General features: G+C 51.9%; 21 protein-coding genes. 3 read left to right on the top strand and 18 right to left on the bottom strand.

All coding sequences use genetic code 11. The annotated features are described in order from the left end of the window. Positions 1–226: 226 nt before the first annotated feature. From AC50X8_RS23140 to AC50X8_RS23150, 3 genes are all read right to left on the bottom strand, one after another. Complete coding sequence (locus AC50X8_RS23140) at positions 227–634, bottom strand: ArsR/SmtB family transcription factor (RefSeq protein ID WP_494862477.1); 408 nt, start codon at positions 632–634, stop codon at positions 227–229. Beyond that, positions 618–1,046 carry an SRPBCC family protein gene (locus AC50X8_RS23145; protein WP_056033799.1) on the bottom strand — a complete coding sequence of 143 codons (429 nt, stop codon included), beginning with the start codon at positions 1,044–1,046 and terminating at the stop codon, positions 618–620. Before AC50X8_RS23145 ends, AC50X8_RS23140 begins: the two co-directional genes overlap by 17 nt. Before the next feature lie 409 nt (positions 1,047–1,455). Next, complete coding sequence (locus tag AC50X8_RS23150) at positions 1,456–1,839, bottom strand: hypothetical protein (RefSeq protein WP_056033796.1); 384 nt, start codon at positions 1,837–1,839, stop codon at positions 1,456–1,458. 216 nt (positions 1,840–2,055) lie between these two features. Between AC50X8_RS23150 and AC50X8_RS23155 the strand changes: the two genes are divergently transcribed. Further along, complete coding sequence (locus tag AC50X8_RS23155) at positions 2,056–2,310, top strand: GlsB/YeaQ/YmgE family stress response membrane protein (RefSeq protein WP_056033793.1); 255 nt, start codon at positions 2,056–2,058, stop codon at positions 2,308–2,310. 406 nt (positions 2,311–2,716) lie between these two features. Continuing rightward, complete coding sequence (locus tag AC50X8_RS23160; protein ID WP_056033790.1) at positions 2,717–3,085, top strand: helix-turn-helix domain-containing protein; 369 nt, start codon at positions 2,717–2,719, stop codon at positions 3,083–3,085. Between the two features lie 10 nt (positions 3,086–3,095). Here AC50X8_RS23160 and AC50X8_RS23165 read toward each other — a convergent pair whose 3' ends face one another. The 15 genes from AC50X8_RS23165 to galU all read right to left on the bottom strand — a co-directional run bounded on the left by AC50X8_RS23165 (position 3,096) and on the right by galU (position 23,325). Continuing rightward, positions 3,096–4,178, bottom strand: a complete 1,083-nt coding sequence (locus tag AC50X8_RS23165; protein WP_494862481.1) for a hypothetical protein — start codon at positions 4,176–4,178, stop codon at positions 3,096–3,098. Between the two features lie 108 nt (positions 4,179–4,286). Beyond that, positions 4,287–6,416 carry an S-layer homology domain-containing protein gene (locus AC50X8_RS23170; RefSeq protein WP_494881759.1) on the bottom strand — a complete coding sequence of 710 codons (2,130 nt, stop codon included), beginning with the start codon at positions 6,414–6,416 and terminating at the stop codon, positions 4,287–4,289. Positions 6,417–6,779: 363 nt separating this feature from the next. Further along, positions 6,780–8,111 carry a UDP-glucose dehydrogenase family protein gene (locus AC50X8_RS23175; protein ID WP_473759163.1) on the bottom strand — a complete coding sequence of 444 codons (1,332 nt, stop codon included), beginning with the start codon at positions 8,109–8,111 and terminating at the stop codon, positions 6,780–6,782. A gap of 38 nt (positions 8,112–8,149) precedes the next feature. Continuing rightward, a complete protein-coding gene (locus AC50X8_RS23180) occupies positions 8,150–9,904 on the bottom strand; it encodes a phospho-sugar mutase (protein ID WP_056033778.1) in 1,755 nt (584 codons plus the stop codon). A 13-nt stretch (positions 9,905–9,917) separates the two neighbouring features. Next, positions 9,918–11,351: a sugar phosphate nucleotidyltransferase gene (locus AC50X8_RS23185; RefSeq protein ID WP_056033776.1), complete on the bottom strand. Its 1,434-nt coding sequence runs from the start codon at positions 11,349–11,351 to the stop codon at positions 9,918–9,920. Positions 11,352–11,676: 325 nt separating this feature from the next. Beyond that, positions 11,677–12,666: a glycosyltransferase gene (locus tag AC50X8_RS23190; RefSeq protein WP_056033773.1), complete on the bottom strand. Its 990-nt coding sequence runs from the start codon at positions 12,664–12,666 to the stop codon at positions 11,677–11,679. 27 nt (positions 12,667–12,693) lie between these two features. Next, positions 12,694–14,001, bottom strand: a complete 1,308-nt coding sequence (locus tag AC50X8_RS23195) for an oligosaccharide flippase family protein (RefSeq protein WP_494862485.1) — start codon at positions 13,999–14,001, stop codon at positions 12,694–12,696. Position 14,002: 1 nt separating this feature from the next. After that, the gene (locus AC50X8_RS23200) at positions 14,003–15,340 is read right to left on the bottom strand and encodes a UDP-N-acetylglucosamine 1-carboxyvinyltransferase (protein ID WP_056033766.1); all 1,338 of its coding nucleotides are present in this window, start codon (positions 15,338–15,340) and stop codon (positions 14,003–14,005) included. Positions 15,341–15,540: 200 nt separating this feature from the next. Next, on the bottom strand, positions 15,541–16,416 hold the full coding sequence (gene murB / locus AC50X8_RS23205) for a UDP-N-acetylmuramate dehydrogenase (protein ID WP_494881761.1): 876 nt from the start codon (positions 16,414–16,416) through the stop codon (positions 15,541–15,543). 35 nt (positions 16,417–16,451) lie between these two features. Continuing rightward, complete coding sequence (locus tag AC50X8_RS23210) at positions 16,452–17,753, bottom strand: glycosyltransferase (protein ID WP_494881763.1); 1,302 nt, start codon at positions 17,751–17,753, stop codon at positions 16,452–16,454. Next, positions 17,746–18,903, bottom strand: a complete 1,158-nt coding sequence (locus AC50X8_RS23215; RefSeq protein ID WP_056033758.1) for a glycosyltransferase — start codon at positions 18,901–18,903, stop codon at positions 17,746–17,748. Before AC50X8_RS23215 ends, AC50X8_RS23210 begins: the two co-directional genes overlap by 8 nt. Continuing rightward, positions 18,903–20,402 carry an O-antigen ligase family protein gene (locus AC50X8_RS23220; protein ID WP_056033755.1) on the bottom strand — a complete coding sequence of 500 codons (1,500 nt, stop codon included), beginning with the start codon at positions 20,400–20,402 and terminating at the stop codon, positions 18,903–18,905. Before AC50X8_RS23220 ends, AC50X8_RS23215 begins: the two co-directional genes overlap by 1 nt. Before the next feature lie 4 nt (positions 20,403–20,406). Continuing rightward, positions 20,407–21,546 (bottom strand): glycosyltransferase family 4 protein, encoded by a 1,140-nt coding sequence (locus AC50X8_RS23225; protein WP_046233572.1) that lies wholly within the window; start codon positions 21,544–21,546, stop codon positions 20,407–20,409. A 199-nt stretch (positions 21,547–21,745) separates the two neighbouring features. Next, positions 21,746–22,411: a sugar transferase gene (locus tag AC50X8_RS23230; protein ID WP_081418743.1), complete on the bottom strand. Its 666-nt coding sequence runs from the start codon at positions 22,409–22,411 to the stop codon at positions 21,746–21,748. Beyond that, positions 22,408–23,325, bottom strand: a complete 918-nt coding sequence (gene galU, locus AC50X8_RS23235; RefSeq protein ID WP_056033922.1) for a UTP--glucose-1-phosphate uridylyltransferase GalU — start codon at positions 23,323–23,325, stop codon at positions 22,408–22,410. Before galU ends, AC50X8_RS23230 begins: the two co-directional genes overlap by 4 nt. A 378-nt stretch (positions 23,326–23,703) precedes the next feature. On the opposite strand from galU, the gene AC50X8_RS23240 reads away from it, so the two are divergent. Further along, positions 23,704–23,940 carry a hypothetical protein gene (locus AC50X8_RS23240; protein WP_056033751.1) on the top strand — a complete coding sequence of 79 codons (237 nt, stop codon included), beginning with the start codon at positions 23,704–23,706 and terminating at the stop codon, positions 23,938–23,940. Positions 23,941–23,957: the final 17 nt, after the last annotated feature.

Below are 23,957 nucleotides of genomic sequence, written 5' to 3' on the forward strand. Positions count from 1 at the left end.
ACCTCCGGTTCCTTGCTGCCCATTCTCTTCCTTGCTCTTTATATGTATGACGAAAAATCAGGAAATTGTCAACTCATCTATCGTATACACATATGCCCAGAAACCATAAGACGGAAGCTTCGGGCTATCGGAGCAAGCAAAAGAAGGTTCTGTCACACTTGGCTAGACTGGATCCGTTGAAGCCGGATCCAGCAGCCAGGGCAGCCAGACGAGCGGAACTGTTGCTTCAATCCCGCTTCGCAGCTGGCGCTTTCACAACTGCTGGAGCCGGAAAAGCATCCGCTCCCTCCCTCTGGCCATCTTCCTCTACGTAACGCTTAAGCGCACCTAGCTTATTTTCCCAATAACGCTCGTAGAAGGCGATCCATCGCTTTAGCTGCTGCAAAGGCTCCGTATCTAGCCGGTAGCGGGTTTCCCGGCCAACCTTGCGCTCTTTGACCAATCCTGCCTCAGCCAAAATTCGCAAATGCTTCGATACCGCAGTCCGGCTCATCTCATAATGGCTGCTGATGACCGTGACTGGCATCTCCTCATCGACAAGCAGCCGAAGCAGGCTGCGGCGCGTCGGATCGGCAATCGCTTGGAACACCTCAGCCTTCGGCTCCGACGCCTCGCTGCTATTGTGCCTCGACATACGAAGCCAGCCTTTGCTGAATGCCAGTCCAGCCCTTGTCCATATTGCCGCGCACGATTTCATGCGGCTGACCGAACTCCGTCACCGTATCCGCATTCCAGCCGCTATGAATAAGCGTAAATTCCGTGTCTGCTCCTACAGCCTTTAACTCGAAGGAGAGCGTCCAGTCCTTGCCCCATTTGAAGGAGAGGCGATTCGGCGGATCGATGACCGTCACCTTGCAGGGAGACTTTCCGAACGCGCCAGCTTCCAGCTGAAACTCATAACCTTCCTCCGGCTGAAAATCATTGGGCATAAACCATGCGGCGATGCCCTCTGACGTCGCTACCGCCTTCCACACTTTGTCTATCGGCGCCTTAAGCACCAGCGTCTGCCGGATATCCGGCAGCGTATTTGCCGCTTCGCTGCTCATTGTCAATCGTCTCCTCTTCTAATCGCTTTATTCTCTAAGTTCTTGCGGACACCAGATCCGTTATATACGCAAAATCATTGCATTTCCCTATTCTGTCGGACACCAGCGCGCTTATTTGTGCTTTTAAGCCTCATTTTATGGCTCTGTCGGGCAAATAACGGCTCTCCTGTCCGCCGCCTAAAATAAGTTCACTTTCTATAACAAATAGCGGATTCTGTGTCCGTGAGGACGGACCGGCATTTGATTGCCGTTTTTCTTTCATTAGCGGCCTCATGTATGCCGCCAGTTACGCAGCTAGTTATGCCCTCAGTTATTGTGCTAGTTACTCCGTCAGTTATGCAATTCGTTTTGCAGCTAGTTACACCGTCAGTTATGGTGCTAGTTACGCCGCCAGTTATGCCGTCAGCAGTTATTTCTTCTTTACTTTGTCCGTATGGCGAAATCGCAGCGCTGACCACACCTCGTCCACAGCGGCATTGCTCACAGGTCTATACGGTGTAAGCTCCATGACTAGCGCCGCCAAGCTGTCGCGGTTAATATCTGCCCCAGCCTTCGCGCTTTGCTTAGGATACGTGATCCAGAACACCGCGTCTTCTTCAAGCTGCGGCAATACGATCGGCAGCTGTTCCCTCACCTGCGCTGCATGATGAACAAAAAGCTGGGCGAAGCCATATGGGCCTGCACCACTCGTATCTTCAGCGATCCCAGGCGCATAGCCCTCCGGGGCATTCCATACCTTCGCAGCCTGTCCCTCTTTATAACGCAGCTTTTTCAGCAGTCCTTCATCCGCCATCCCGCTTCCTCCTTCAAGTCATGCCTGCACATGCGAAACCTTTTGGTTTCATGTCAATAGACTAGGCACTGATTAGAGTAACCAAAACCTTCCTGTATGATTTGTGATTAGCGACGCGTAATTATGGTTACATAGATAACATGAGACACTACAACAGCTGACACAAGCTACACATTGGTGAACAGCAAAAACACAAAGAGAAAGGCAGTGATCAATATGGGTTTTTTATGGACGTTAATTATAGGAGGCATTATCGGTTGGCTCGCAGGAATGATCGTTGGGCGTGATGTTCCCGGAGGCATCATTGGAAATATTATTGCAGGTTTTATCGGCGCATGGCTCGGAGGCTTAATCTTCGGCGAGCTTGGTCCGGTCATCGGCGGCTTCTATTTCATTCCAGCGTTAATTGGCGCAGTCGTATTGGTGTTCATTCTTAGCCTGATCTTGGCTGGACGAAGAAGACGAGCATAATTTTTTTCACCAATATTTTTTGAATAAATAAATGTAGAATAACTAAACAACCTGACGCCAGAAGGCATAATGTCAGGTTGTTTGGTTTTTCAGGCTATTTTTTTCGCAAGCATTAAACGACCATTAGCGACAAAAAGCCATGTCGAAAATCGAATATCGTGTCATAATTTGTAATAATATATACTTTATTTTTCACTATGCTCAAAAAATATATTTATTCAAGAAATTGTTCAAATTACAAGACTTGTGTTGCTGCTCTGAGGTTGTTAATCTAGACATAGGCCTAAATGATCAGCCGTTGAAAAATCTAGCATTTTACGCCTTTCGGCCGTGCTGGCATCGGTTGTAATTGGTTTTTAATATCTGTAAAATGTTTGTAGTTACCGAAGGTTAATAGGAGGTCCTCATGTTTGCTAAACGCCTTAAACAACTCAGAAAAAAAAGAAAGTACTCCATGCAGCAACTAGCGGATACCGTAGGCGTGGCTAAGAGTACCTATGCAGGCTATGAATCCGGCTATCGGCAGCCTACTTTGGAGACCATTCAAAGCATTGCGAAGAAATTGAATACGACATCCGATTATTTGCTAGGATTAACGGACTATCCTGATCAACAGGAACCGAGCAACAACGCCAAGGAGTTTTTCAATCATGAGCAGCTTCATTGGGACGGCGTTCCGCTGGAGCAGGAGGATTTAGAGCTTGTCCGGATGCTGCTTGAACGCGTTGTGCGCGACCGCACTTCATCCGGCGACCCTTCACAAAATCCTTCCTAGTCGGTGACCCTTATCCGCTTGCTTGAACAGCGTTCAGTTTGTTGATGGCGCTGCTGCGAATTTCCGCTTTAATGGATTGATATTCCTGCGTCCACGTTGATTTTTTAGCAAAGGCTATACCAGCTTCCTTATATTCTGTTTCAGCCTTGTTAATTAATGCTTGGTATTGTTTATCGCAAGAAGCCTCTGCAGCAGCAATTTTCCCCAGCAGCTCCCCTTGCAACGCCTTTTCATCCAGTTCCGAGCTTTTGTTTATTGCCGCAACAACCTGTGTCATTAGCTGATTGGCATTGCTGACGCATTTTCCTTTTAATGCCGAAAGCTGTGACTCATATTTGCTGTTGAGAGATTTGGTCTTGCTTTGAGTATCCTTCGTCTGGCTTGCTGTCTTGTTGTCCGTAGCCGTACTTGCTTTCCCGCCTGACGGCTTGCCTGGCTCATCCGTTATTGCAGTTCCGTCCGTCTTGCCAGCCGAGCTTGCCTGGGAGGAAGCCGTCTCTTGACCGTTCGCCTCCGCAGCTTGCTTGCCCTCTTCTTCCTCCTTGGCCTGCTTCGCTTTTTCCAAAATCGCCTTGCGCTTCGCATCATCCTTCTCGCCAACCGCTTCTATCGGATAGTTCGTGTCCACGATCGCCAAATATTTACCATATTGCTTCGTAATGGAACGCAGGGCGTCAATTTCCTCCGTCGTCAGCTTAGCCAGCAGCAAATCGCGTATGGCCTGCTTTTCCTCCGTCGTCAGCTCCTCATCCGATTGCCCCAGCAAAATATACATTTCGCGGAATGAAAGCCCGGAGTTCAGCAAAATAGCAGCAACGTCCAGCGCGTCATCGGATTTGATAGTCTTGCCTGCGATTTGCTCCGCTTTGCCAACCGCACTATCGAGTGAGGACGGCAGCTCCGCCTGATTGGCCGCCCCGCCAGAGGCTGGTGCCGTGCCATCCTGCTCAGCCACTAAAGCGGCACGCCGCTGCTGGATATCCTCCAAGCTGATCGAGCTGATTTTCCAATAGAAGAAACCGACCGTACCGATAAGCAGAACAGCGATCGTTGCAGCGGTTATTAAAATCGTCTTCCAAATGCGTTTTTTCATCCTGTATCCATCCTTTCTTACGCGAAAAGAGCCGGACAAAGGTGTTATCACCTTTATCCGGCATTTGGGCCATTATGCTGCAGGTTAAAACTTGGGCTATAGCTTGAGCTATAGATTAATCAAACGATACAGCATGACCGCTGCTTCGGCGCGTGTCGTATTGGCATTGACCGGAAAGCTGCCCTGCTCCAGTGGAAGCAGGCTGTTCGCTGCCGCGAAGGCAACGCCCGCCTTCAACGATGGATGCAGGTTGTCCGCATCTTTCATATCGGCAAGTGCGGCTTTTACGTCGGATGGCACTTCTAATCCCTTCGACAGCTTCGCCGCCCTTGCAATCATCGTTGCCATTTCAGCATGCGTAATGGTTGCCTCCGGCTCGAAGCGATTGCCGCTTCGGCCTTGTACAAGGCCGTTCTTCACAGCTGCGCTCACATATGGCGCATACCATTGGCTGGCAGGCACGTCTTTGAACGTGCTGTCTGACGATGCATTTTTCAAATCCAGCGACCGAATGAGCATTTTGGCAAACTCCGCCCGCGTCACCATTTTGTTTGGATCAAAATGCAAATCCTCCACACCGTCAATAATGCCTTTGGCTGCTATCGCTTCAATTTCCTTGCCTGCCCATGCATATACGCTGTCCAGATCTTGAAAGGATGAGGGGGCAGGATTTACGATTGCGGCCGCTTGATCTACCGGATAAACAATCGAAACCTCCGTTTCAAGCGTATCCTCCAGCACCGCTTCTGTTACAGCATCTGTCGCAGCCTCGGCAACTGCCTGACCGACGTCCGGATTTACAAGACTGGGCGTTTCAGCAGGCAAAATCTCCTCCTGGGCTCCCGCTGTCAATGTCGAGCCGCTCAAATATTCGCTAAAATTGAAATAAGGCATATTCACAATATACTGGTCAATGCTGCTGCCCGTTCCCAGCTTGGCGAAGCTTTCGCCGAGCACCTTCCATACCGCTTCGCGCCGAGTCAAATAGTTTTGCATCGCTTCAACCGGCGGCTTGAAAATGATATAGCCCTTATCGACCGTCACATACGGTGTAACGTCGAATGTATTTTCCTGCTTCCAGGTCGTCTGCAGCAGTTCTACCGCCTGGCCTAGCAGCACTTGCTTCTGCTCGGACGACGACTGCGACCACTGCGAAATGATCGTATTCATTTCCTTGTGGTATTCGGCTAGAAGGTCGTCCTCTGGTACTTCAGGCTCCTCCTTGCCGAGCGTCACTTCCTTCTCGAAAAGCACTTTGCCGAGCAGGCTTGCCCGCAGCGTCGCTTTCGCCGAAACGACCGAGCCCGGTATCGTTACTACGCCCGACTGCGCAACTTTTACATCTTTGCTGCCTGACGTTTTGGACCAGACCAGCAATTCTTTGGGAACCTCACGACCAAAAATCGAAAGCTTGTACGTATGCTTGCGGCCCTCATGGTCGATGTCCACCGTCTCCTTCGCACCCGATCGCATATAAGCAATCATCATGGAGCGGATGGCTGGAACCTCCTTCTTAAGCTGGTTGCGGAAATTGGTGACGGTATCTACCATGTCTTTTTTCGTAATGTCCAGCTTGGCTAATACAGCACTCACTTTGTAGGTCGAGGTATCGGAAAGAACCGTTTCCAGCGCATCGCCAAGCAGCTTCGTCTGCTCACTTTCGCTCGCCATTAGAAGCAGCAGCTCGGTATTGCTTTTCTCCGAAACTAGCGACGTCGTTTTTTGCTCCAGCGCATTCATAAACTGCATGGCGTCATCCACTGTGAGATGATTTTGCCTCGCAAGTGCTGCTACTGCCTGCAAAGCGCCGCTATAGGCCGGGTTTTTGCGAATCGCCTCTAAATTATCAAAAGAAGGATCATATTGCAGGCTTCCCGCCGCTACCATAAAGTCGAAAAGCGGCTGCTGAACAGAAGGGTCTATTTTGCCAGCCAGCTTATTCCATATTGGAGCAATCAATTGGCCATTGGCTTCAAAGCTGAGCGTTGCAATTTCGTCCCGCAGGTCTCTGACCTCCTGTACGTCAGCCGGATCGCCCATTTGCAAATATTGATGCAGCTCCAGCAGGCGTTTAACAAACTCACTGCTGTAAAAGGATTCAGCTGCACCCGCATGCGCCGTCTGAACAATGCCGAGCTTCTCCAGCAAGCCCCGCTCGCTGAGCGGCAATCCGGACAGCGCCGTACCCGCAACAGCTGCCGCCAGGGCAGCGGAGACGATTTTTTTCGTAAACCTCATTACGTCCTCACCTCTTCTTTCGAAAATGGAAAATCGATGTAGAAGGCTGTTGAAAAGGAACTGCACTGCGTGGAAGGCTTGGTTTCCGATCGTTATTGCCCCCTGATTTCCTTGAATTAATCCGCTTAAGCGGTCAAAATCATGGGGCAAATACGAACGCTCCCGCTTCTCCAACTCAAACCTCCCACTCCGCTTGCCTTTTCAAAAATCCTTCTAGCATTTTTTTCTTAGACATTAGGAAAAGCAGCGGTGAATACTGCGTATCACCTATTCGAAACCGTTCAAACCCGTTTAAAAACGTTTAAAACCGTTTAAATCTGTTGAGTTCGCTTGTTTTTCATCAAGCAAATTCAACTAATCTGCCTAAATCAATTCATGGATCGCAATGTCTTCGATGTTCATCATAGGTCTGCCCACCGGATAGTAGGCGAATAACGTGCCTTCCAGTTGCTCTTTGCTGATCGCATTGCGGCCGTCAATGAGAATGGGGCTCGCCATGACGCGCTCCACTTCCTTGAGATCAAGCTTCGTGTAGTCCTCCCACTCCGTGAGCAGGCAGACAGCGTCGCATTGCTTCGCCGCATCAAGCGCGGAATCGCACCATTCAATAGAAGGGTGATTCAGCAGGGAACGGAAATTTTCGACCGCAATGGGGTCCGTTACGCGTGGAATTGCGCCAAGCGCAAGCAGCGATTCAATAATTTCAATCGCAGGCGCTTCTCTTACATCATCGGTTTCCGGCTTAAACGCAAGGCCCCAAATCGCAATGCGTCTGCCATGCATGCTGCCTAGCGCCCGCTTGAGCTTGTCGATGACGCCGTAGCGCTGATGCTGATTGACCTCTACGACCGACTTGAGCAGCTTGAAGTCGTATTCCACATTGCCGGCAATTTGAATTAATGCCTTCGTATCTTTCGGAAAGCAGGAGCCGCCATAGCCAATGCCAGCGCGCAGGAAGGAGGAACCTATCCGGCGGTCGAGCCCCATGCCGTGGGCAACCTCGGTCACATCCGCGCCTACTTTTTCGCAAATGTTGGCAATTTCATTGATGAACGATATTTTCGTAGCTAGAAACGCATTGGAAGCGTATTTGATCATCTCGGCGCTGCGGATATCCGTCATAATCAGCTGGTCGGTAAACGGCTTGTGCAGGCTTGTCAGTACCTCTGCTGCACGCGTGCTCTCCGAGCCGATAACGATGCGGTCTGGATTTAAAGTATCCTTGACTGCCGAGCCTTCGCGCAGAAACTCAGGAACGGAGGCGATATCGAACGGGTAATCGCTGATCGCTGCCACAATGCCGCGAACGCGTTCGTTCGTGCCGACCGGCACTGTGCTTTTCACAACAACAACCTTATAGCCGTTAAGCGCATAGCCGATTTCACGTGCTACCAGCTCGACAAATCGCATATCCGCTTCGCCATTCGGCAGCGGCGGCGTGCCTACCGCAATAATGACAACATCCGCCAGAGCCATCGCTTCGGTCAAATCATCGGTGAAGGAGAGGCGTCCTGCCGCCGTATTGCTATCGGCCAGCTCTTTGAGCCCTGGCTCATAAATGGGAATTTCACCGCTGCGCAGGCGCTCAATTTTGCTTACATCCTTATCGACACAGATGACATGATTGCCTTTCTCCGCATAACATACGCCCGATACCAATCCTACATATCCCGTTCCTATCACTGTTACGTTCATCAAGCTCCAGCTCCTATCATTTATTTTGAAATTTTCTATTATAAAATGGTCTCCACATCGTAGAGCAGCGCCGTACGAATTGCTGCCAGCCTGCGCCTGCAGCGCACCTCGCTCCAATCCTTCGCTCCGTAGTAAAGCCGCAGCGACGTGCCTGCCCCGGTAGGCTGAAGCGCGCACCAAGCTCCATCCTCGAAAACATATTTGATCACATTCGCCCCCAGCTCCTGATTCGCAGCTTCCTTGCTGAAGCCGAGCGCTCGCACGCCGTGCTCCTCGGAATCGTAAATGCTGCGAATCCGCAGCGAGGAAAGCTTCTCCGGCACTTCGCCCCGCAGCTTGCGCATCACATTGCGCAGCCGCTGCGAGCCTTCAAGGCCGGGAAAGGACAGGCTGACCTGATCCTCCAAATAAAAGCCATATGCCTCATAAAGCTTGTGCAGCTGATCCCATAGTGTCAGGCCGCGGCTTTTATAAAAAGCCGCCATCTCTGTTGTGAGCAGCAGCGTCTGCATGGCATCCTTATCTCTGACGAACGCCTGCGGCAAGCAGCCGCCCGTCTCATCAAAGGCGAAAAAATATTTTCTCGCCCCAAGCTGCTCCTCCTCCGCTATGCGAGCGGCAATATGGCGGAAGCCCGGCGGCGTCTCTACGATGTGAAGACCGTAGCGTCTTGCTATCGCTGTGCTAAGCTCCGTCGTCAGCAGTGACTTGTAGAAGGCTGCCGGGTAAACCGGCTCATTGGCACGCTTCTGCGCGCAAAGATATTCAAGCAGCAAGCTGCCTAGCTGGTTCGCGGACAGCAAGCGGAACTCCCTGCTTTTGTCCCGAGCCATTGCACCCAGCTGCTGCGATTCGGGATCGGTCGCCATAATCAGATCCGTCTGCTTCCGCTCGGCGAGCAGCAGCGCCCGCCCGTAAGAATTGGAATTGTTAGGGTCTGGTTCATCAATGGTCGGAAAAAGCGGGTCTGGCTGGGACTGCTCCGGCACGCTTTCCACATCGCGATAGCCCATTTGCTTCAGCAGCTCCAGCAGCGTCTGCCCTCCGCTGCCATGCAGCGGCGTATATATAACGCGCAGCCGCGAGCGCCCAGCTCGAAAGGCTGTCGGGCGAACGATAATGTCCGCTAGCTTGCTGTGGTAAGCCTTGTCCACCTCTGTACCGACAAGTACAAGCAGCCTTTGCCGCACCGCCTCCTCCGCATCCATCAGCGGAATGGCAACCTCCTCCTCAATGCCCTCCATGCGCCTTGCTACGAGTTGATTGTATTCCGGCGCCATGACAGCGCCATCTGAGCTGAACAGCTTGACGCCGTTGTAATCATAAGGATAATGGCCGGCTGTAATCATCAGCCCGGCTGCCGCTTGCAGAAAACGGACAGCGAAGGAGAGCTCCGGCGTAGGCCGGGCCTGCTCGAAAAGATAAACCTTCACGCGGTTTTTGGCCAGCACGAGCGCTGCCTGTTCCGCGAACACCCGCGATAAAATTCGGCTGTCAAAAGCAATCGCAACACCGCGCTGCTTCGCCTCCTCGCCGCCGCTGCGAATTTCCCCAGCAAGCGCCAGCGCGATGCGGCGCACCGTGTAGATGTTCATCCGGTTCGTTCCTGCGCCTACCTTCTCCCGCACGCCTTCCGGCCCAAGGTGAAGATGCTTGTAGAAGCGGTCGGTCAAATCGCCTGCTCCAAGCTCTCCGAGCTCTTTTCGAAGGTAAAAGGGCAGTTCTGCTTCCCTCCAGCGCTCGTATCTCCGATCAATCGCATAATCCAGCTGCTCTGCAATAGCATTCCTCATCCTGTTAGCTCCTTCAAATCATGCAATATTGCATAATGTCATTCCAATCCGCTTCCAGCCTGACGCTCTCCTCTTCTACAAGCTGCGTTCCTCTCATAACCTCGATCATTTCCATCGGTGTAAGGGCAAGCAGGCAGTGTCTGCTGCCTAGAGGGATGTTAATAATGTCGCCAGCCTTTACGGTCCGCAGCTGGTCATCGAGCATCATTTCGCCTTCACCGGACAAAATCGTCCACACCTCGCAGCGATTGTTATGATAGTGATAGCTGAAGTTTTTCCCTCTATCGAGGCAGACGCGCTTCGTCATGACCTCGCTGCCGTCCGGATATTTCAAATAATCAAGCACGATGTAGTAGCCCCATCTGCGTTCCTCGTACATCGGGCGCTTATCGCTATTTTTCAGCACTTCTTTAATGCGCGGGCTGGACGCTTTGTCGGAAACGAGAATGCCGTCGGGGCTAGCAGCGACGATAGCATTTTTGATGCCCAGAATCGTAATCGGAATACCCAGCTCGTTAATGACATGCGTATCCGTTGCAAGCTCTGTCGTAATATGCTCGCCAAGCTCCGACGTTCCCATTTCTTCTGTCAGCGTGTTCCAGGTGCCAAGGTCTTTCCAGCAGCCGTCAAAAGGAAGCACAGCAACCTGCTTGGCCCGCTCAACGACCTCGTAATCGAAGCTTGTTTTCACCAGCGTGCTGTATTGATTGACGAGCTCGTCGTATTGAATTGGAATCCGCTTCTCGATGAGCAGATTAATCAAATAGCCGAGCTTGAAGGCGAACACGCCACAGTTCCAAAGCGCTCCGCGCTGCATTAGCTCGGATGCCGCATCCTCGCGCGGCTTTTCAGTGAAGTGCCGAACAAGCCTGTACGAGCGGGCATTGCCTGTTTCTGCGTCATTCACTTCCGCTTCCGTGACGTCGCCTGCCGCATTAATAATCAGCTTAGGCTCGTCAGTCTCCGGCACGATGTAGCCGTATTTTTCCGATGGGAAGGTCGGTTTGACGCCCATCAGCGCCATATCGCAGCCAGAATCGCGAATGACCTGCTCAAGCTCGCTTATTTTATGGAAGAAGGCATCCTCCACATAGGGGTCAACCGGGAGAATCGTCACGACCTCATCCAGGCTGACTCCGGCAACGGAGTACAAATAAACCGCCGATAAAGCGATAGCCGGGAACGTATCCCGCCGCTCTGGTTCAATAATGAGCGGCACCGACAAGCCGGCATGCACCCGAATCATTTCCTCCTGCGCCTTGCCTGCGGCGATATAGGATGAGCTTTGCAGGCCCGTCTCGCCCAGCTGGCGCCATACCCGCTCGACCATCGATTCCTTTAGCCCGCCGGGCCCATCCAAAATACGCAAAAATTGCTTCGACCTTGCATCATTAGATAGCGGCCACAGCCGTTTACCTGAACCGCCGGATAAAAGAATCAGCTTCATTGGTTTTGCTCCTCCTTTTGCAATTGAAACTGTGGTGAAAGAAAAGCTGCGCTGCACAAGCGTAAACGACTTTGCCGTCCTCTGGCGGTAATGCTAACGTTTCGCGGTGAAATATAAGCCAAGTATAAAGAGAATACTTATACTTTCTTATATTTTGAAAAGCTTGGCTTCCGATCGCCATTACCCTTGAATTTCTTTGAATCGCCTATATAGGCGGAAATTCAAGGGTAAAAGCGAGCGCTGTCGCTTCTCCAGTCCAAGCTTTTCATTCCGCTCCGCTTTTTCACCACGCTTCTAAAACCTCAAGAATATAGCGGCACTTGCTTTACGCCGCTTTCTCTACCTTTTTCTTCACCTGACGCAGCAACAGCAGCATCGACAGCATCGCTTTTTTGCCGCCCTCGAAACGGGTCAGCACAGCTAGCAGCCCCGATAGCACGCTGCCTCTTGCCGTCCAATTTTGTTCGAGGCTGAGCTGCACGAGCCGCTTCGCTTTATCCATGTCCCGCTCATTCACAATGGCGGAAACGCCGAGATTAAACAGCTTGAGCGCCAGGCGCTTCGATCTTTTCAGAAAAAATAGGGCGTGCACGCCGTAGCGGTCAATCAGGTCGCGCCCTTCGCGAATACGAAGCTCGGCGCACTGTCTGCCCAGTTCAGCAAGATATTGCTGCACCATCATTTTTTCAACGGAGCCGCTTACGCCGTCAGGCAATGTGTATCTGCGATACAGCAGCTTCTCGACAAGCGCAAACTCCGTGACGAGCCCCATCCGCAGCCATAAATCGTAATCCTGCGTGAACTTGAACAGCTCGCGGTAGCCGCCCGCCTGCTCGTAAGCATCGCGGCGGAACATAACCTCGCCGTGGGTGTAGAAGTTATTTTGCAGCAGCTGATCGATGCCCTTAATGCCCTGCTTGTACTTGTTATAGATCGTCGTTGTATTCGTCACCTTGTTGACGTTCTCGACGATACAGCCTACGACGCCGACATCTGGCCTGCTTTGAAGCACCTTTACCTGCTCCTCAATACGCTGCGGGAACGAAATATCGCCGGAGCCGTGAATGGCTACAACCTCTCCCCTGCTCTGCTTCACCGCTTCAATGACCGAACGGGTGAAGCCGCGATTGCTGTGGCTGATCAGCCGAATGCGCGGATCTTGAAAAGCTTCCAGCGCCTGCAGCGTGCCGTCCGTCGAACCGTCATCGACCAAAATTATTTCCGTATTCGCATACGTTTGGTCAAGCAGGCTTTGAATCGACTCCTTCACTTGATTGACCCGGTTGTAATACACCGTGATGATCGATACCAGCATGTCCTCACCTCCGTTATTTCGGGCCCTTTAGCGGCTTCGCAGCTTCATGAAACGAAGGCCGATCGAGCCGATTTTACTTTTGATTTGCGCCCAGTCCTCTTTGTTCAAAATTAAAAGCCTGGACAAGCTAATGGATTCACGCCGTGCGTAAAAAATAATAAAAGCAACGCCCGCATACATGTAGCTAATGCTGGACGAAATCGATGCCCCTACCGCGCCGTATTTGGGAACGAGAATGAAATTGAGCACGACATTCATAATGAGCGCAATAACCGATACCCGCAGCGAGAACAGCGGCGCGCCTCTGCCCGACAGGTCGGAATGGATCAGCTTGAACAGCACCATCGCGATGATGCCCGGCAGCAAGTAGCGGATAACCTGTCCCGATTCGGCAAAATCTGCTCCATATAGCAGACGAATAAATAGCGGCGACATGAACCAGAAGAAGACGCCGAATACGAGAAGCACAGGCATAATGACGCGTATCAGCTTCGCTGTCCGTTCGACCGCCGCCTGACTGCTGCTTGAGCTTGCGCTGCGTGAAAATAAAATGAGCCCAATGGCAGCTGGCAGCTGCCAGATCAGCTCGGCGAGATTCGTGCCAACCGAATAGATGCCGACCTCGATGACATTCGTGAACCGCTCCAAAATAATGACGTCCACCCGGTAATTAAGCTGAATAATGAACAGCGCAAGCGCAAAGGAAAAGCCCTGCCGCATCATCTGCTGCGGAATGGGGTGAATATATTTGAACTTGAATTTCACTTCGCCAAGCAGCAGTTTCATAGAGTAGCCTAGCGTGAACGCCGCCATCAGCAGCTGTGTCAGCGCCGCTCCGAGAACGCCCATGCCAAGCGCCCAGACGAGAATAAGCAAAATGATGAAATTAAGTGCCGTCTTAATAATTTCCACCTTATTAATGCTGCCAATATTGCCTTTGCCCTGCATAATGCCGCGTAAATATTGAATCGCTAGATTGACGGGCACGGTCAGTGTACAAATGACAAGCAGCTCCCAGCTGTACTCTCCTCCATACTGGAGCAGCAAAATGCCCATCACGACAGCCACGCTGAGGGAGGATGAGATTAACCACATGAATAATAAGGTCGATACAATATCGTTATAGTTAAATAATTTTTTACCGATGAGATAAGCAGCCGCCTGCCGGATGCCAAGATCGGCGATCGTCACAACGAGCGTAGGGATGACGAGTATGGCCGTTATCATCCCCTTGCCTTCAGGACCCAGCAGTCTGGCTGTCAGTACCGAAACGATAAAAGCTCCGAATAATACAAGCAGCCGGGTGCCGATCGTTGTTAAAATCTGAAACAGCATGCTAGTGGTTCACCTTCATGATCTGCGCGCCCAGCGCTGTGAAAATTTCAGTGAAGTTGCCGTAGCCCCGCTCCAGCTGGTACAAATTCGTAATCCGGCTTGTCCCAACAGCCGCCAGCGCAGCAACCGCAACCGCCGCTCCGCCGCGAATATCGGTGGCAACCAGATCGGTGCCATACAGCTCATCTACGCCATGAATGACAGCTGTCTGTCCCGCTGCCCCATTGACGCAAAGGAAGCCGCCATCCTTCACCTCGATGTTTGCGCCCAGCTTGTTCAGCTCGTAGCAGTAGGAGAAGCGTCCGTCGAGAATCGTCTCCTTCAGCTCGCTCGTTCCACTTGCATTCATCATCAATACGGTATGCAGCGGTTGAATATCGGTATGGAAGCCCGGATAAGCAGCCGTCGTGACGTTCACCGCTTCCAGTGGACGATTCCATTCCACATAAATGCCATTGTCGATTTCTTCTATTTTCAGGCCCGCCTGCCGCCATACGGCTACTTCGGACTCCAGAATGCGGGTCGTTGCATTGCGAATCGTTGCCGAGCCTTTCGTCGCACCGACCGCTGAAATAATCGTCGAGGCGATAATGCGGTCGCTCATTACCGTAAAGTCTGCACGGTGAAGACGCGCTACGCCTGTAATTTGCAGGCTGTTCGAAGACAGCCATTCAATATTTGCCCCCATATCGTTCAGCAGCTTGATGACGTCCAGCACCTCAGGATTGCGGGCCGCGTTATGCAGCTCAACAACCGCATTCGAACGAACGGAAGCGAATAGAACGTTCAGCGTGCCGCCAAAGGTTGGATACGGGAACGTAATGACCGTCCGCTCCTTCGGCTGGCTTTCGCGCAAGTGAAGCCCGAGCTCGCTCTCCTCCATCGCAAAGCCAAGCTCCTGCAGCGCGCTTACGTGCATGTCATGCTTGCGGCTGCCAATGTTGCAGCCGCCCGGCAGCGGCAGGAATAGCGAGCTGCGCCAGTGCGCTGCCGCTCCAAGCAGCAGCAGGGAGTGGCGGATTTTGCCCGCCAGCTCCGCATTCAGCGTGCCGCCCATCCACGCGCTGCCCTTGCAGTGAAGCTCGTCGCCTTTAATCTCGACGTTTGCGCCGGAGTCGTTCAACAGCTTGATGAGCTTCGCTACGTCATTCAGCTCAAGCGGCACATTATGCAGCACGACCTCCTCATCGGAGAGGCAGGCAGCCACAATAGCGGGCAGCGCCGAGTTTTTGGCACCGGGAAGCGACACTTCACCTGAAAGGGGATAACCTCCCTCAATTAATAAATAAGGCTCCGAAATCCTTTTTGTGCCGAGCACTCTTGAATGAGCTTGTACCATATGCTTTCTCTCCCTTTTTAAAGGGGGCAGAAACAGGAACATCGCTGCGCGAAAAGGCTAGTTTCCGACCGCTGTTGCAACTTCATTTATTGGATCAACCGCTCTAGCGGTATAAATCATGCTGCAAAAATCGGACGTTCCACTTCTCCAACCAGCCTTTTCACTCCGCTCGCCTTTTTCCTCACCCTTTTGTTTTTTATTTATACGAACAGCACTTCTGGCTCCATAAGGATGCCGAGTTGCTTGGCTACTGTCGTTTGCATCAGCTCAATGAGCCGCTTTACGTCGCTGGCTGTGGCACTGCCTTGATTAATGATCCAGTTCGCGTGCACCGTACTAATCTGTGCGCCGCCAATAACAAAGCCCTTCAGTCCGACCTCTTCGATCAGTCTGCCGGGATGCGGGCCTTCGGGAGGGCTTTTGAAGGTGCTGCCCACTGTTTTGACATTGATGGGGAACTTGCCCTTGCGGATGTCCGCCGCCCGCTTCGTCGCTTCCATCACCTGCGCGGGATCGCTTGCCGCTTCAGCCCGGAAACGCGCGCTCACAATAATGTGGCGCCGATCCAGAAACCAGCTCCGGCGGAAGGAAAACTGCAGCTCCTCGGCGCTGCTCGTAATCACCTCGCCCGTGTCGCTGACATGCGTGACGCTGCTGACGACATCGCCGATTTCCTTGCCGATGCAGCCAGCATTCATAACGAGCCCCCCGCCTACGCTGCCGGGAATGCCTGCCATAAAATCGAATCCGGCGATGCCTTCATTCGCCATGGAATACGCCAGCCTTGGCAGCGCTACGCCCGCTTCCGCATACAGCTCGCCGCCTTGAAGGCCATATTCCTTCATGCCTTTGCCGACATGCATGACGACACCGTCAAAGCCCTCGTCACCCACAAGCACATTCGAGCCATTGCCGATAATGAGCAGCTTCCAGCCGAAACGCTCGCAAATCGCCGTTACAAAACGAATGTCCTCCACGCTTTTCGGAATGACGTAATAACGGCAAGGGCCGCCCACGCTCATCGTCGTAATGCGGCTTAGCGGAACATTAGCTTCGTGCACAATATGTTCGAACAAGCTCCTCCACTCCTCTATCTTCGTCTTTATCGATACTAAGCTTTGCTGCCCACGCTTCGAGCGGCTTTACTAGTTTTGCTGCTTCTTGGTGAAACGGCTGCGTCCAGCGCCGCTTCTCCTGGCAAGTTCGCTGCCCGCAGCGCCTCAGGTGCGCCTGCGCCTTTGATATGCGCATCCACGACGGCGAGCATCGTATCAATACGCGACTCCCAGTCATGCTTTTTCGCTTCGGCAACACGATCCAGGATTAACTGCTCGTAATTGTCTAGCAGCCCCTCATTCAACGCCAGCCCCAGCTGTTTGTCGAAGGCATCCGCATCTGCGGCAACATAGCAGTAGGAATAGTAATCCCTGACCGCTGGCAGCGGCGTCATGACAACCGGCTTGCCTGCTGATAAATATTCAAAAAATTTCATCGGAAACATATTCGTCGTGTATTCGTTAATGACGTTAGGCAGCAGGCAGGCATCGAAGCCTTTCAAATAACCCGGCAGCTCGCTATACGGCTTCGGCCCGATCAAATGAATGTTCGGCGTCTGGCCAAGCCGATCTGCATCGGTCCATGGGTCGCCCTCTCCCACCTGTCCAATGAACACAAAATGCACATGAGGGTTGCGGGACGCGACCGTTTCGATTAATGCCAAATCCAGCTTGTAGCCGCTTATAGCACCAATGAAGCCGACCTTGGGACCCTTCATCCGCAAAAGCTCCGCAGGAATGGCCGTGTCTGGCGACAACGCCTTGTTAAAATGATTGAATTCCGCTACATTCGGGCTGTAATAAGTGCTTTCGTTGATCGCCTTGCGCGTCTCATACAGATTGGGTGCCGTAGCAAAAACAACATCGACATCCTCCACCAGTCGCGCTTCCTGCTCCTTAATAATTTGCTCGGGCATGCCGGGCTGCGCGGAAATTTCGTCTACGCAGTGGTAAACCGACAGCTGCTCGCTCATATTCAGCAGCGGCTGCGTCAGCGGATTGTATGTCCACAGCACGTAATCCTCCATCCCAAGCTTCCGGGCGAAATGCTTCACATACTGCCGGACAATAAAAAAGTTCAGCTTCCGAACGAAGCTGAACCGCTGATAAGGGATGACGACTGGCGACCATACCCATAGATTTGTTTTTTTGTGCTGCAGCCCGCTAAAAAATTGACTGAGCCGCTTTATAATGCGCTTAATATCCTTGCCATTGCTTGACGGCTTGCGAAGGCCAAGCGAATTCAGATACAGCACCTGATGTCCGCGGCCCGCGAGCCTGTCGGCAATATGCTGCTTATTCGTCCAGAAGGGGTTATCCCAATCGGCGGTTGACACAATAATAAATGGCTTAGACATGCTGCTTCTCTCCAATATATTGTTTATAGAGCTGCTCCAGCTTCTCCGTCTGCAAGCGCAGATCGAACTGCTGCTCAACAAAGGCGCGGCCATTTTGTCCAATGGCTGCGCGCAGCGGCTGGCTGGTTACGAGCATATCGAGCTTTTCTTCCAGTTGGGCGGCGCTGCGCTCCTCTACCAAATAGCCGGTTTTGCCATTTTGCACTGCGTCCTTAATGCCGCCGCTGCTGGTGGCAACAACGGGAAGTCCCGTTCCGGAAGCTTCCAAAATGACCATGCCGAGCCCTTCCTGATCGCCATCCTTCGCTGTTACGCTTGGCAAGCAGAAAATATCCGAATCGCTGAGCCGCTTCAGCACCTCATGGTGGGGAATGCTGCCGAGGAACGTAATTCGCCCGCTCCCGGCTCCCGATGCAGCAAGCTCAGTCAGTGCCTGCCTCAGCGGCCCGTCTCCGGCAATGACGAGGCGCACATGCTCGCGCCGGGCTGCCAATCGGTGGAACGCTTCAATTAAATAAGCGATGCCCTTCTTCTCGGTCAGCCGGCCAACGGTCATAATCGTAATCGTGTCACGATCCGGTGCTTCCCGATAAAAAACTTTAGCCAAATCGATGCCGATATAATGGATTTTGATTTTTTGCTCAGGTACGCCATGCGCCATCAGCTTCTGCTTAATATGGTTTGAAACGGCAAGGAACAACGTTGTGTCCCGTACAAGCCGCTTAAACTTCATATAGTAGACGAGCCAGGAAAGCGGCCCAGGCATCAGCTTCGGCAGCCGTGTAATATCGTACCCGTGAAACGTAGCGAACAGCGGAATGCCGCGCTCCTTGCAGACGGGAACCGCATAGACCGCATCTACCCCGAAGTGGGCATGCACAAGCTCAATCTCGCGCTGCTCAACGATTCGGTTAATATGGCGCGTGGAGGTAACGGTCAGCGTGTAAAGCAGCTTCGTCAGCTTCTTCTGAAGCGATGATCCTGCCGCGCCAACAATGGTGTTGATGCTCCATTGATTAGGGAATTTATCGCGATTCGCGACCTCCCGGGTAATGACCTCCACCTGCACATTCCGATATTGATTCAACTGCTCATAAATAAACGTTTCCGATGCAGGCAAAAAGGTATTTCTCAGTACGCCAATCCTCATCATTTTCCTCCAACTTCTGCCGTCTGCGGCATCAAAGCCCGCTCCTGAATCACTTGCCCATCGCCGCTGCCCGCCAGATTTTCGCTCTGGCTTCTGCTATCGTTGCTGCTTCGCTCTTCCTCGCTATCCTCGCGCTGCTCGTACAAGATAAGCCCCGCAAGAAAGAAGAACACAGAAGCAACCCGCAGATCATGCAGGAAAAAGTTATCAAACATTCCTTGCACGATAACGAATAACGCTGCTCCTATTACACAGCTATCGAGTGCCGAGCCTGTACGATAATAAAGGCAAATGCCGCGCCATAAAATGCCAAACAGCAGCAAAATGAGGGCAATCAGTCCAAACAGGCCGCTCCACGTCCACATAATGACAAACAAGTTATGCGGCGGATACTTGCTGCTAAAGCCGACCGTCGCTGCGTAAAATGGAAAAATCCGCTCCCAGCCGCCATAGCCAAGGCCCAGCAGCGGATGCTCGGCAAAGTTTTGGAAGGTGAACTTCCAAATATAAGCCCGGGGATCGCCTTCGATCGCATCGGCATTCAGCCTGCTCGTCAAATTCGTAATAATATCGCCCGTCACGACAAAAGGAATGATCGCTGCCGGTATGACGATCAGCAGCGACAGCTTGAACAGCTTTTGCACGCGGAACCGGATGCACACATAAGCCAGCACCACAATGCCAAGCGCGAGAACGCCAGCGCGTGATTGCGTCGCCAGCATAGCGCCTAAATAAATGAAGCAGATGCCGAGCTGCAGCAGGCCGCCCTTGCGAAGCAGCAGCGACAGTGCAATACAAAGCATCATCCCGAAAAAAACCGAAGCCACATTCGTATTAACGAACAACGTTCCCGCCTTAAAGGGGTCCAAAATGTTAGCTTTAATATCTACATTAATTAACGCCGCCAGCGTATTCGGCTCGATCAGGAAGCTCGCGATTTTCGACCTTAAAAATTGCAGCTCCTGATCAGGAACAATAATAAAATAAATGTTCAGCAGGCCAATCGGCAAATACACATGCTGGATGCCGCGAAGCGTCTGTTCAACGGAAAGCCCGCGAGCCCGGTAATAGTAGCCCGCCAGCAAAGCGAGCAAACCTATGATGGAATAAGCAATCAGCTTAAAGCCGAGCACCCGGTCCGGGGCATAAATAATGCCCACCGCCATCGCGATAAGCAAGGCAACATAATAACGAACAAGCCGCTGTGTGCGAAAATAATGCATCAGCTTTCCTTGCGAAGCCGAGCGCAGCAAAAGTATAACGAGCACGAGGCTCGACAGCGTCACCGAAACCGCAAGCGGCAAATACAACTGGTAGGCCAGCAGCGCAGGAATGACGACATAATAAATGGCGTCTTTCCTAATCGCGACATAAGCGAGCGCTCCAGCAGCAACGAACAGCAGCACGTAAACATGCTGTACGGAAGCGAGGCATATAACGCCCAGAGACAGCAGCATCGCGGCATAAAGCGCCAGCTTGTTCGGCAAACGGGCAAGCATCGAGCTAGGCCTGCACTTTCATCGGGTTAAACCGTTCATTGAAGCTACCGCTGACGATGCTGGAAATGTGGTACAGAAACGCCTCCACCGAAAACTGCTGTGCATTTTGGCGGCAGTTCGCATCCGTCATCATCCAGGACAGCAGCTCAAACTGCCGTACCGCATCAATGACCGATTCCGCATCCTGCTTCTCAAAGAACAAACCGGTTGGATTGTTCTCGCCCAGCCCTTTGACGATATCCTGGGCACCACCCTTGCCGTAAGCAATAACCGGCGTTCCCGCTGCCTGAGCCTCCACCATGCTAATGCCGAAGTCCTCTTCACCTGCGAAAATAAAAGCTTTAGCCTGCTGCATATGCTTAAGCAGCACGGCATTCGGCTGGTAGCCGAGCAGCTTGACGTTCGGCGTTGCCAGCTGCTTCAGCGTCTTCATCTCCGGGCCGTCGCCGATGACGATCAGCTCCTTGTCCGGCATTTTGGCAAAAGCCTCGACAACGAGATCAATCCGCTTATACGGCACAAGCCGCGAGGCAGTAAAATAATACTCTTTCCGATCCTGATTGGAGTGATTGCCGAACGCCTTCACTTCAACCGGCGGATACACTACCTGTGCCTGGCGGCGATAAATTTTGTGAATGCGCCGGGCGATGTAGGACGAGTTCGCAAGAAACACATCTACGCCGTTCGCTGTCCGCACATCCCACATGCGAATTTGGTGCAGCAGCAGCTTGGATACGAGCTGCTTCAGCTTGCCCAGCTCGCTTAAATATTGATGCTGCAAATCCCAGGCATAACGGATCGGCGTATGCACATAGGAAATATGAATTTGATCAGGGCCCGTAATAATGCCTTTCGCGACCGCATGCGAGCTGGATATGATGACATCATAGCCGGATAAGTCAAACTGCTCGACCGCCAGCGGCATAAAAGGAAGATACGTTTTGTACATTTTTTTCGCAAAAGGCAGCTGCTGAATAAAAGTTGTAATCGGCTTTTTTCCCTTCAGCATATGGCGGTCCTTTTCTTCCAGAAAATCAATTACACAGAACAGGTCCGCGTCAGGGTAAATATTCAGCAGTTGTTCTACTACCTTCTCTGAACCTGCATAGGTTACCAGCCATTCATGAACGATAGCCACTCTCATAGGGCAACTCCTTCTTCGTGCGTAGTGTCTTATGGCATATAGGGGAAAGCTGCGTGAAAAGGTTGGTCTCCGGCCGCTGTTGCAGCTTCATTTTTTGAATAAACCGCCTTTGCGGTAAAATGAAGCTGCAAAAATCGGACGCTACCGCTCCTCCAACCAACCTTTTCACTCCGCTAATCCTTTTTGCCATTTTTTGATTTCAATAAGCGCCTTTGCGCAGCAGCACGATAATGACCGTGCGATACAATATTTTCAGATCCAGCCATACGGACTGGTTGTAGACGTAGAACAGCTCAAGATCGACGCGCTCAGGATACCCGACGTCGCTGCGGCCGCTTACTTGCCAATAGCCGGTTACTCCCGGCTTGACCGATAGGAAGGGGACCGCCTTCTCTCCATATTCCTTCAGCTCGTCACGCACGATTGGGCGCGGTCCCACCAGGCTCATCTCGCCTTTCAGCACATTGATGAGCTGGGGGAGCTCGTCCAGGCTCGTTTTGCGCAGGAAGCTGCCGATTTTCGTGACGCGCGGGTCTTCGGATGGATCAAGCTTGTAGCTGTTGTCGATATATTTTTTGTACAATACCGGGTCGGCGCGCAGCCGCTGCTCGGCATCATGCAGCATAGAGCGAAACTTGATGATGCTGAACGTATTGCCCTTATGTCCAATCCGCTTCTGCTTGAAAAAAACCGTGCCCTTCGGATCGCTGATCTTAATCAGCAAAGCGACTAGCATGAACACCGGAAGCAGAAAAATAATGCCCGCGAGCGAGCATAAGACATCAATGATCCGCTTCGCTGCGGCTTGCAGCGAGAGAGTCAGCGTGCGGGCTTCCGATTTGTATTGTGGCCGATTTACACTCATACGCTATCCCTCCTCAGTGCTTTGAGCTGGCTAGCCTGCTGCTGCTCAACAATTTCCTCAAGTGCCGTCATGAGCGGAAGCTTAAGCTCCTTATTGCGCAGGGCGAAATCAATCGTCGTTAAAATAAAGCCAAGCTTTTCTCCGACATCGTAACGTTTGCCTTCAAAATCATAAGCAAAAACGCCTTCGCTTTCATTCAGCTTTTGAATCGCATCGGTTAATTGAATCTCATCGCCTGCGCCCTTCTCCTGCAGCTCCAGAAAATCAAAAATTTCCGGCGTCAGCACGTAACGGCCCATAATCGCCAAATTGGACGGGGCATGTCCCGGCTTCGGCTTCTCGACGAAACGGTTAACCTGTACGAGCCGGCTGCCTTCTACATCCATCCCTACCGGATCCACAATGCCGTAACGCTGCGTCTGATCGACGGATACGGTCTGAACGCCGATGACCGATTTGCCCGTCGCATCATATTGTTCAATAAGCTGCCTTGTGCAAGGCACCTCGGATTCGACGATGTCATCGCCGAGCAAAACCGCGAATGGCTCATTGCCGATAAATTTACGGGCGCACCATACAGCATGTCCCAGCCCTTTTGCTTCTTTTTGACGAATATAATGGATTGTTACATTGGAGGAACGCTGCACGGCTTGCAGCAGCTCCAGCTTGCCTTTCTCAATCAACGTGTGCTCCAGCTCAAATGCGATATCAAAATGGTCCTCAATAGCTCGCTTCCCTTTACCTGTTACGATAATAATGTCTTCGATACCGGATGCGATGGCTTCCTCGACGATGTATTGAATCGTCGGCTTGTCGACAATCGGCAGCATCTCCTTCGGCATTGCTTTTGTTGCAGGCAAGAAGCGCGTTCCAAGTCCAGCTGCAGGAATAATTGCTTTTGTCACTTTTTTCATCATCCATCACCCTATCCTTCTTCGTTTTTTTTCTTTAATTGGAAGCAGTTCATGGGAGTTAAAAGTTCCAGCTATACTCTCGTGTGCCTTGCTCCTCTCCTATACATGATCGTATAGCTCGAACTTCTAAATGCTTTCACTCCTTTTCGCCCGTTTTTCTGCACGTAATTTGGGAGAGGAGCTCGGTGAAAGGGGATCGGCGCTGCGCTTGCCCCTTTCACCTAAACTCCTCACTAAATTAAAGGGCATCTAACCCCTCCTCACCCCACACCACCGACGCTCTACGTCTAAGGCCGTTCGCGGCCCACAGCATGATCGAGTGCCTCCAGTGATATAGGTGCAGGAGACATTACCTTTAAAAACGTTAATTCTCTTTACTTGTGGTTTAAAAAAATGGTGATGAAAATGGCGAAGCGGAATGAAAGGCTTGAGCTGGAGAAGCGTAGCGTTCGCTTAAAGCTTTCCGTAGGAAAGCAGCATCGTAAGCATATGCTTTTACCCTTGCGTTCCCCCCTATTAGGGGCTATTTCGAGGAATGCAAGGGTAATGGCGATCGGAAGCCAAGCCTTTCATGCAGTGGAGCTTTTTTCATTCACGCTTTTAATCATCCGATAAAGAGATTACAACTACTC

It is taken from the genome of Paenibacillus sp. JT22N15, assembly GCF_059383755.1.

Excerpts from the sequence above, each read along its gene's own strand:
- AC50X8_RS23185 (WP_056033776.1), bottom strand. The coding sequence starts at position 11,351 with ATGAAGCTGATTCTTTTATCCGGCGGTTCAGGTAAACGGCTGTGGCCG.
- AC50X8_RS23175 (WP_473759163.1), bottom strand. The coding sequence starts at position 8,111 with ATGAACGTAACAGTGATAGGAACGGGATATGTAGGATTGGTATCGGGC.
- AC50X8_RS23165 (WP_494862481.1), bottom strand. The coding sequence starts at position 4,178 with ATGAAAAAACGCATTTGGAAGACGATTTTAATAACCGCTGCAACGATC.
- AC50X8_RS23150 (WP_056033796.1), bottom strand. The coding sequence starts at position 1,839 with ATGGCGGATGAAGGACTGCTGAAAAAGCTGCGTTATAAAGAGGGACAG.
- AC50X8_RS23155 (WP_056033793.1), top strand. The coding sequence starts at position 2,056 with ATGGGTTTTTTATGGACGTTAATTATAGGAGGCATTATCGGTTGGCTC.
- AC50X8_RS23230 (WP_081418743.1), bottom strand. The coding sequence starts at position 22,411 with ATGAGTGTAAATCGGCCACAATACAAATCGGAAGCCCGCACGCTGACT.
- AC50X8_RS23195 (WP_494862485.1), bottom strand. The coding sequence starts at position 14,001 with ATGCTGTTTCAGATTTTAACAACGATCGGCACCCGGCTGCTTGTATTA.
- AC50X8_RS23145 (WP_056033799.1), bottom strand. The coding sequence starts at position 1,046 with ATGAGCAGCGAAGCGGCAAATACGCTGCCGGATATCCGGCAGACGCTG.
- AC50X8_RS23215 (WP_056033758.1), bottom strand. The coding sequence starts at position 18,903 with ATGAGGATTGGCGTACTGAGAAATACCTTTTTGCCTGCATCGGAAACG.
- AC50X8_RS23180 (WP_056033778.1), bottom strand. The coding sequence starts at position 9,904 with ATGAGGAATGCTATTGCAGAGCAGCTGGATTATGCGATTGATCGGAGA.
- AC50X8_RS23190 (WP_056033773.1), bottom strand. The coding sequence starts at position 12,666 with ATGCTGGTATCGATCATCACGGTGTATTACAACCGGGTCAATCAAGTG.
- AC50X8_RS23225 (WP_046233572.1), bottom strand. The coding sequence starts at position 21,546 with ATGAGAGTGGCTATCGTTCATGAATGGCTGGTAACCTATGCAGGTTCA.
- galU (WP_056033922.1), bottom strand. The coding sequence starts at position 23,325 with ATGAAAAAAGTGACAAAAGCAATTATTCCTGCAGCTGGACTTGGAACG.
- AC50X8_RS23200 (WP_056033766.1), bottom strand. The coding sequence starts at position 15,340 with ATGGTACAAGCTCATTCAAGAGTGCTCGGCACAAAAAGGATTTCGGAG.
- AC50X8_RS23220 (WP_056033755.1), bottom strand. The coding sequence starts at position 20,402 with ATGCTTGCCCGTTTGCCGAACAAGCTGGCGCTTTATGCCGCGATGCTG.
- AC50X8_RS23160 (WP_056033790.1), top strand. The coding sequence starts at position 2,717 with ATGTTTGCTAAACGCCTTAAACAACTCAGAAAAAAAAGAAAGTACTCC.
- AC50X8_RS23210 (WP_494881763.1), bottom strand. The coding sequence starts at position 17,753 with ATGTCTAAGCCATTTATTATTGTGTCAACCGCCGATTGGGATAACCCC.
- AC50X8_RS23170 (WP_494881759.1), bottom strand. The coding sequence starts at position 6,416 with ATGAGGTTTACGAAAAAAATCGTCTCCGCTGCCCTGGCGGCAGCTGTT.
- AC50X8_RS23140 (WP_494862477.1), bottom strand. The coding sequence starts at position 634 with ATGTCGAGGCACAATAGCAGCGAGGCGTCGGAGCCGAAGGCTGAGGTG.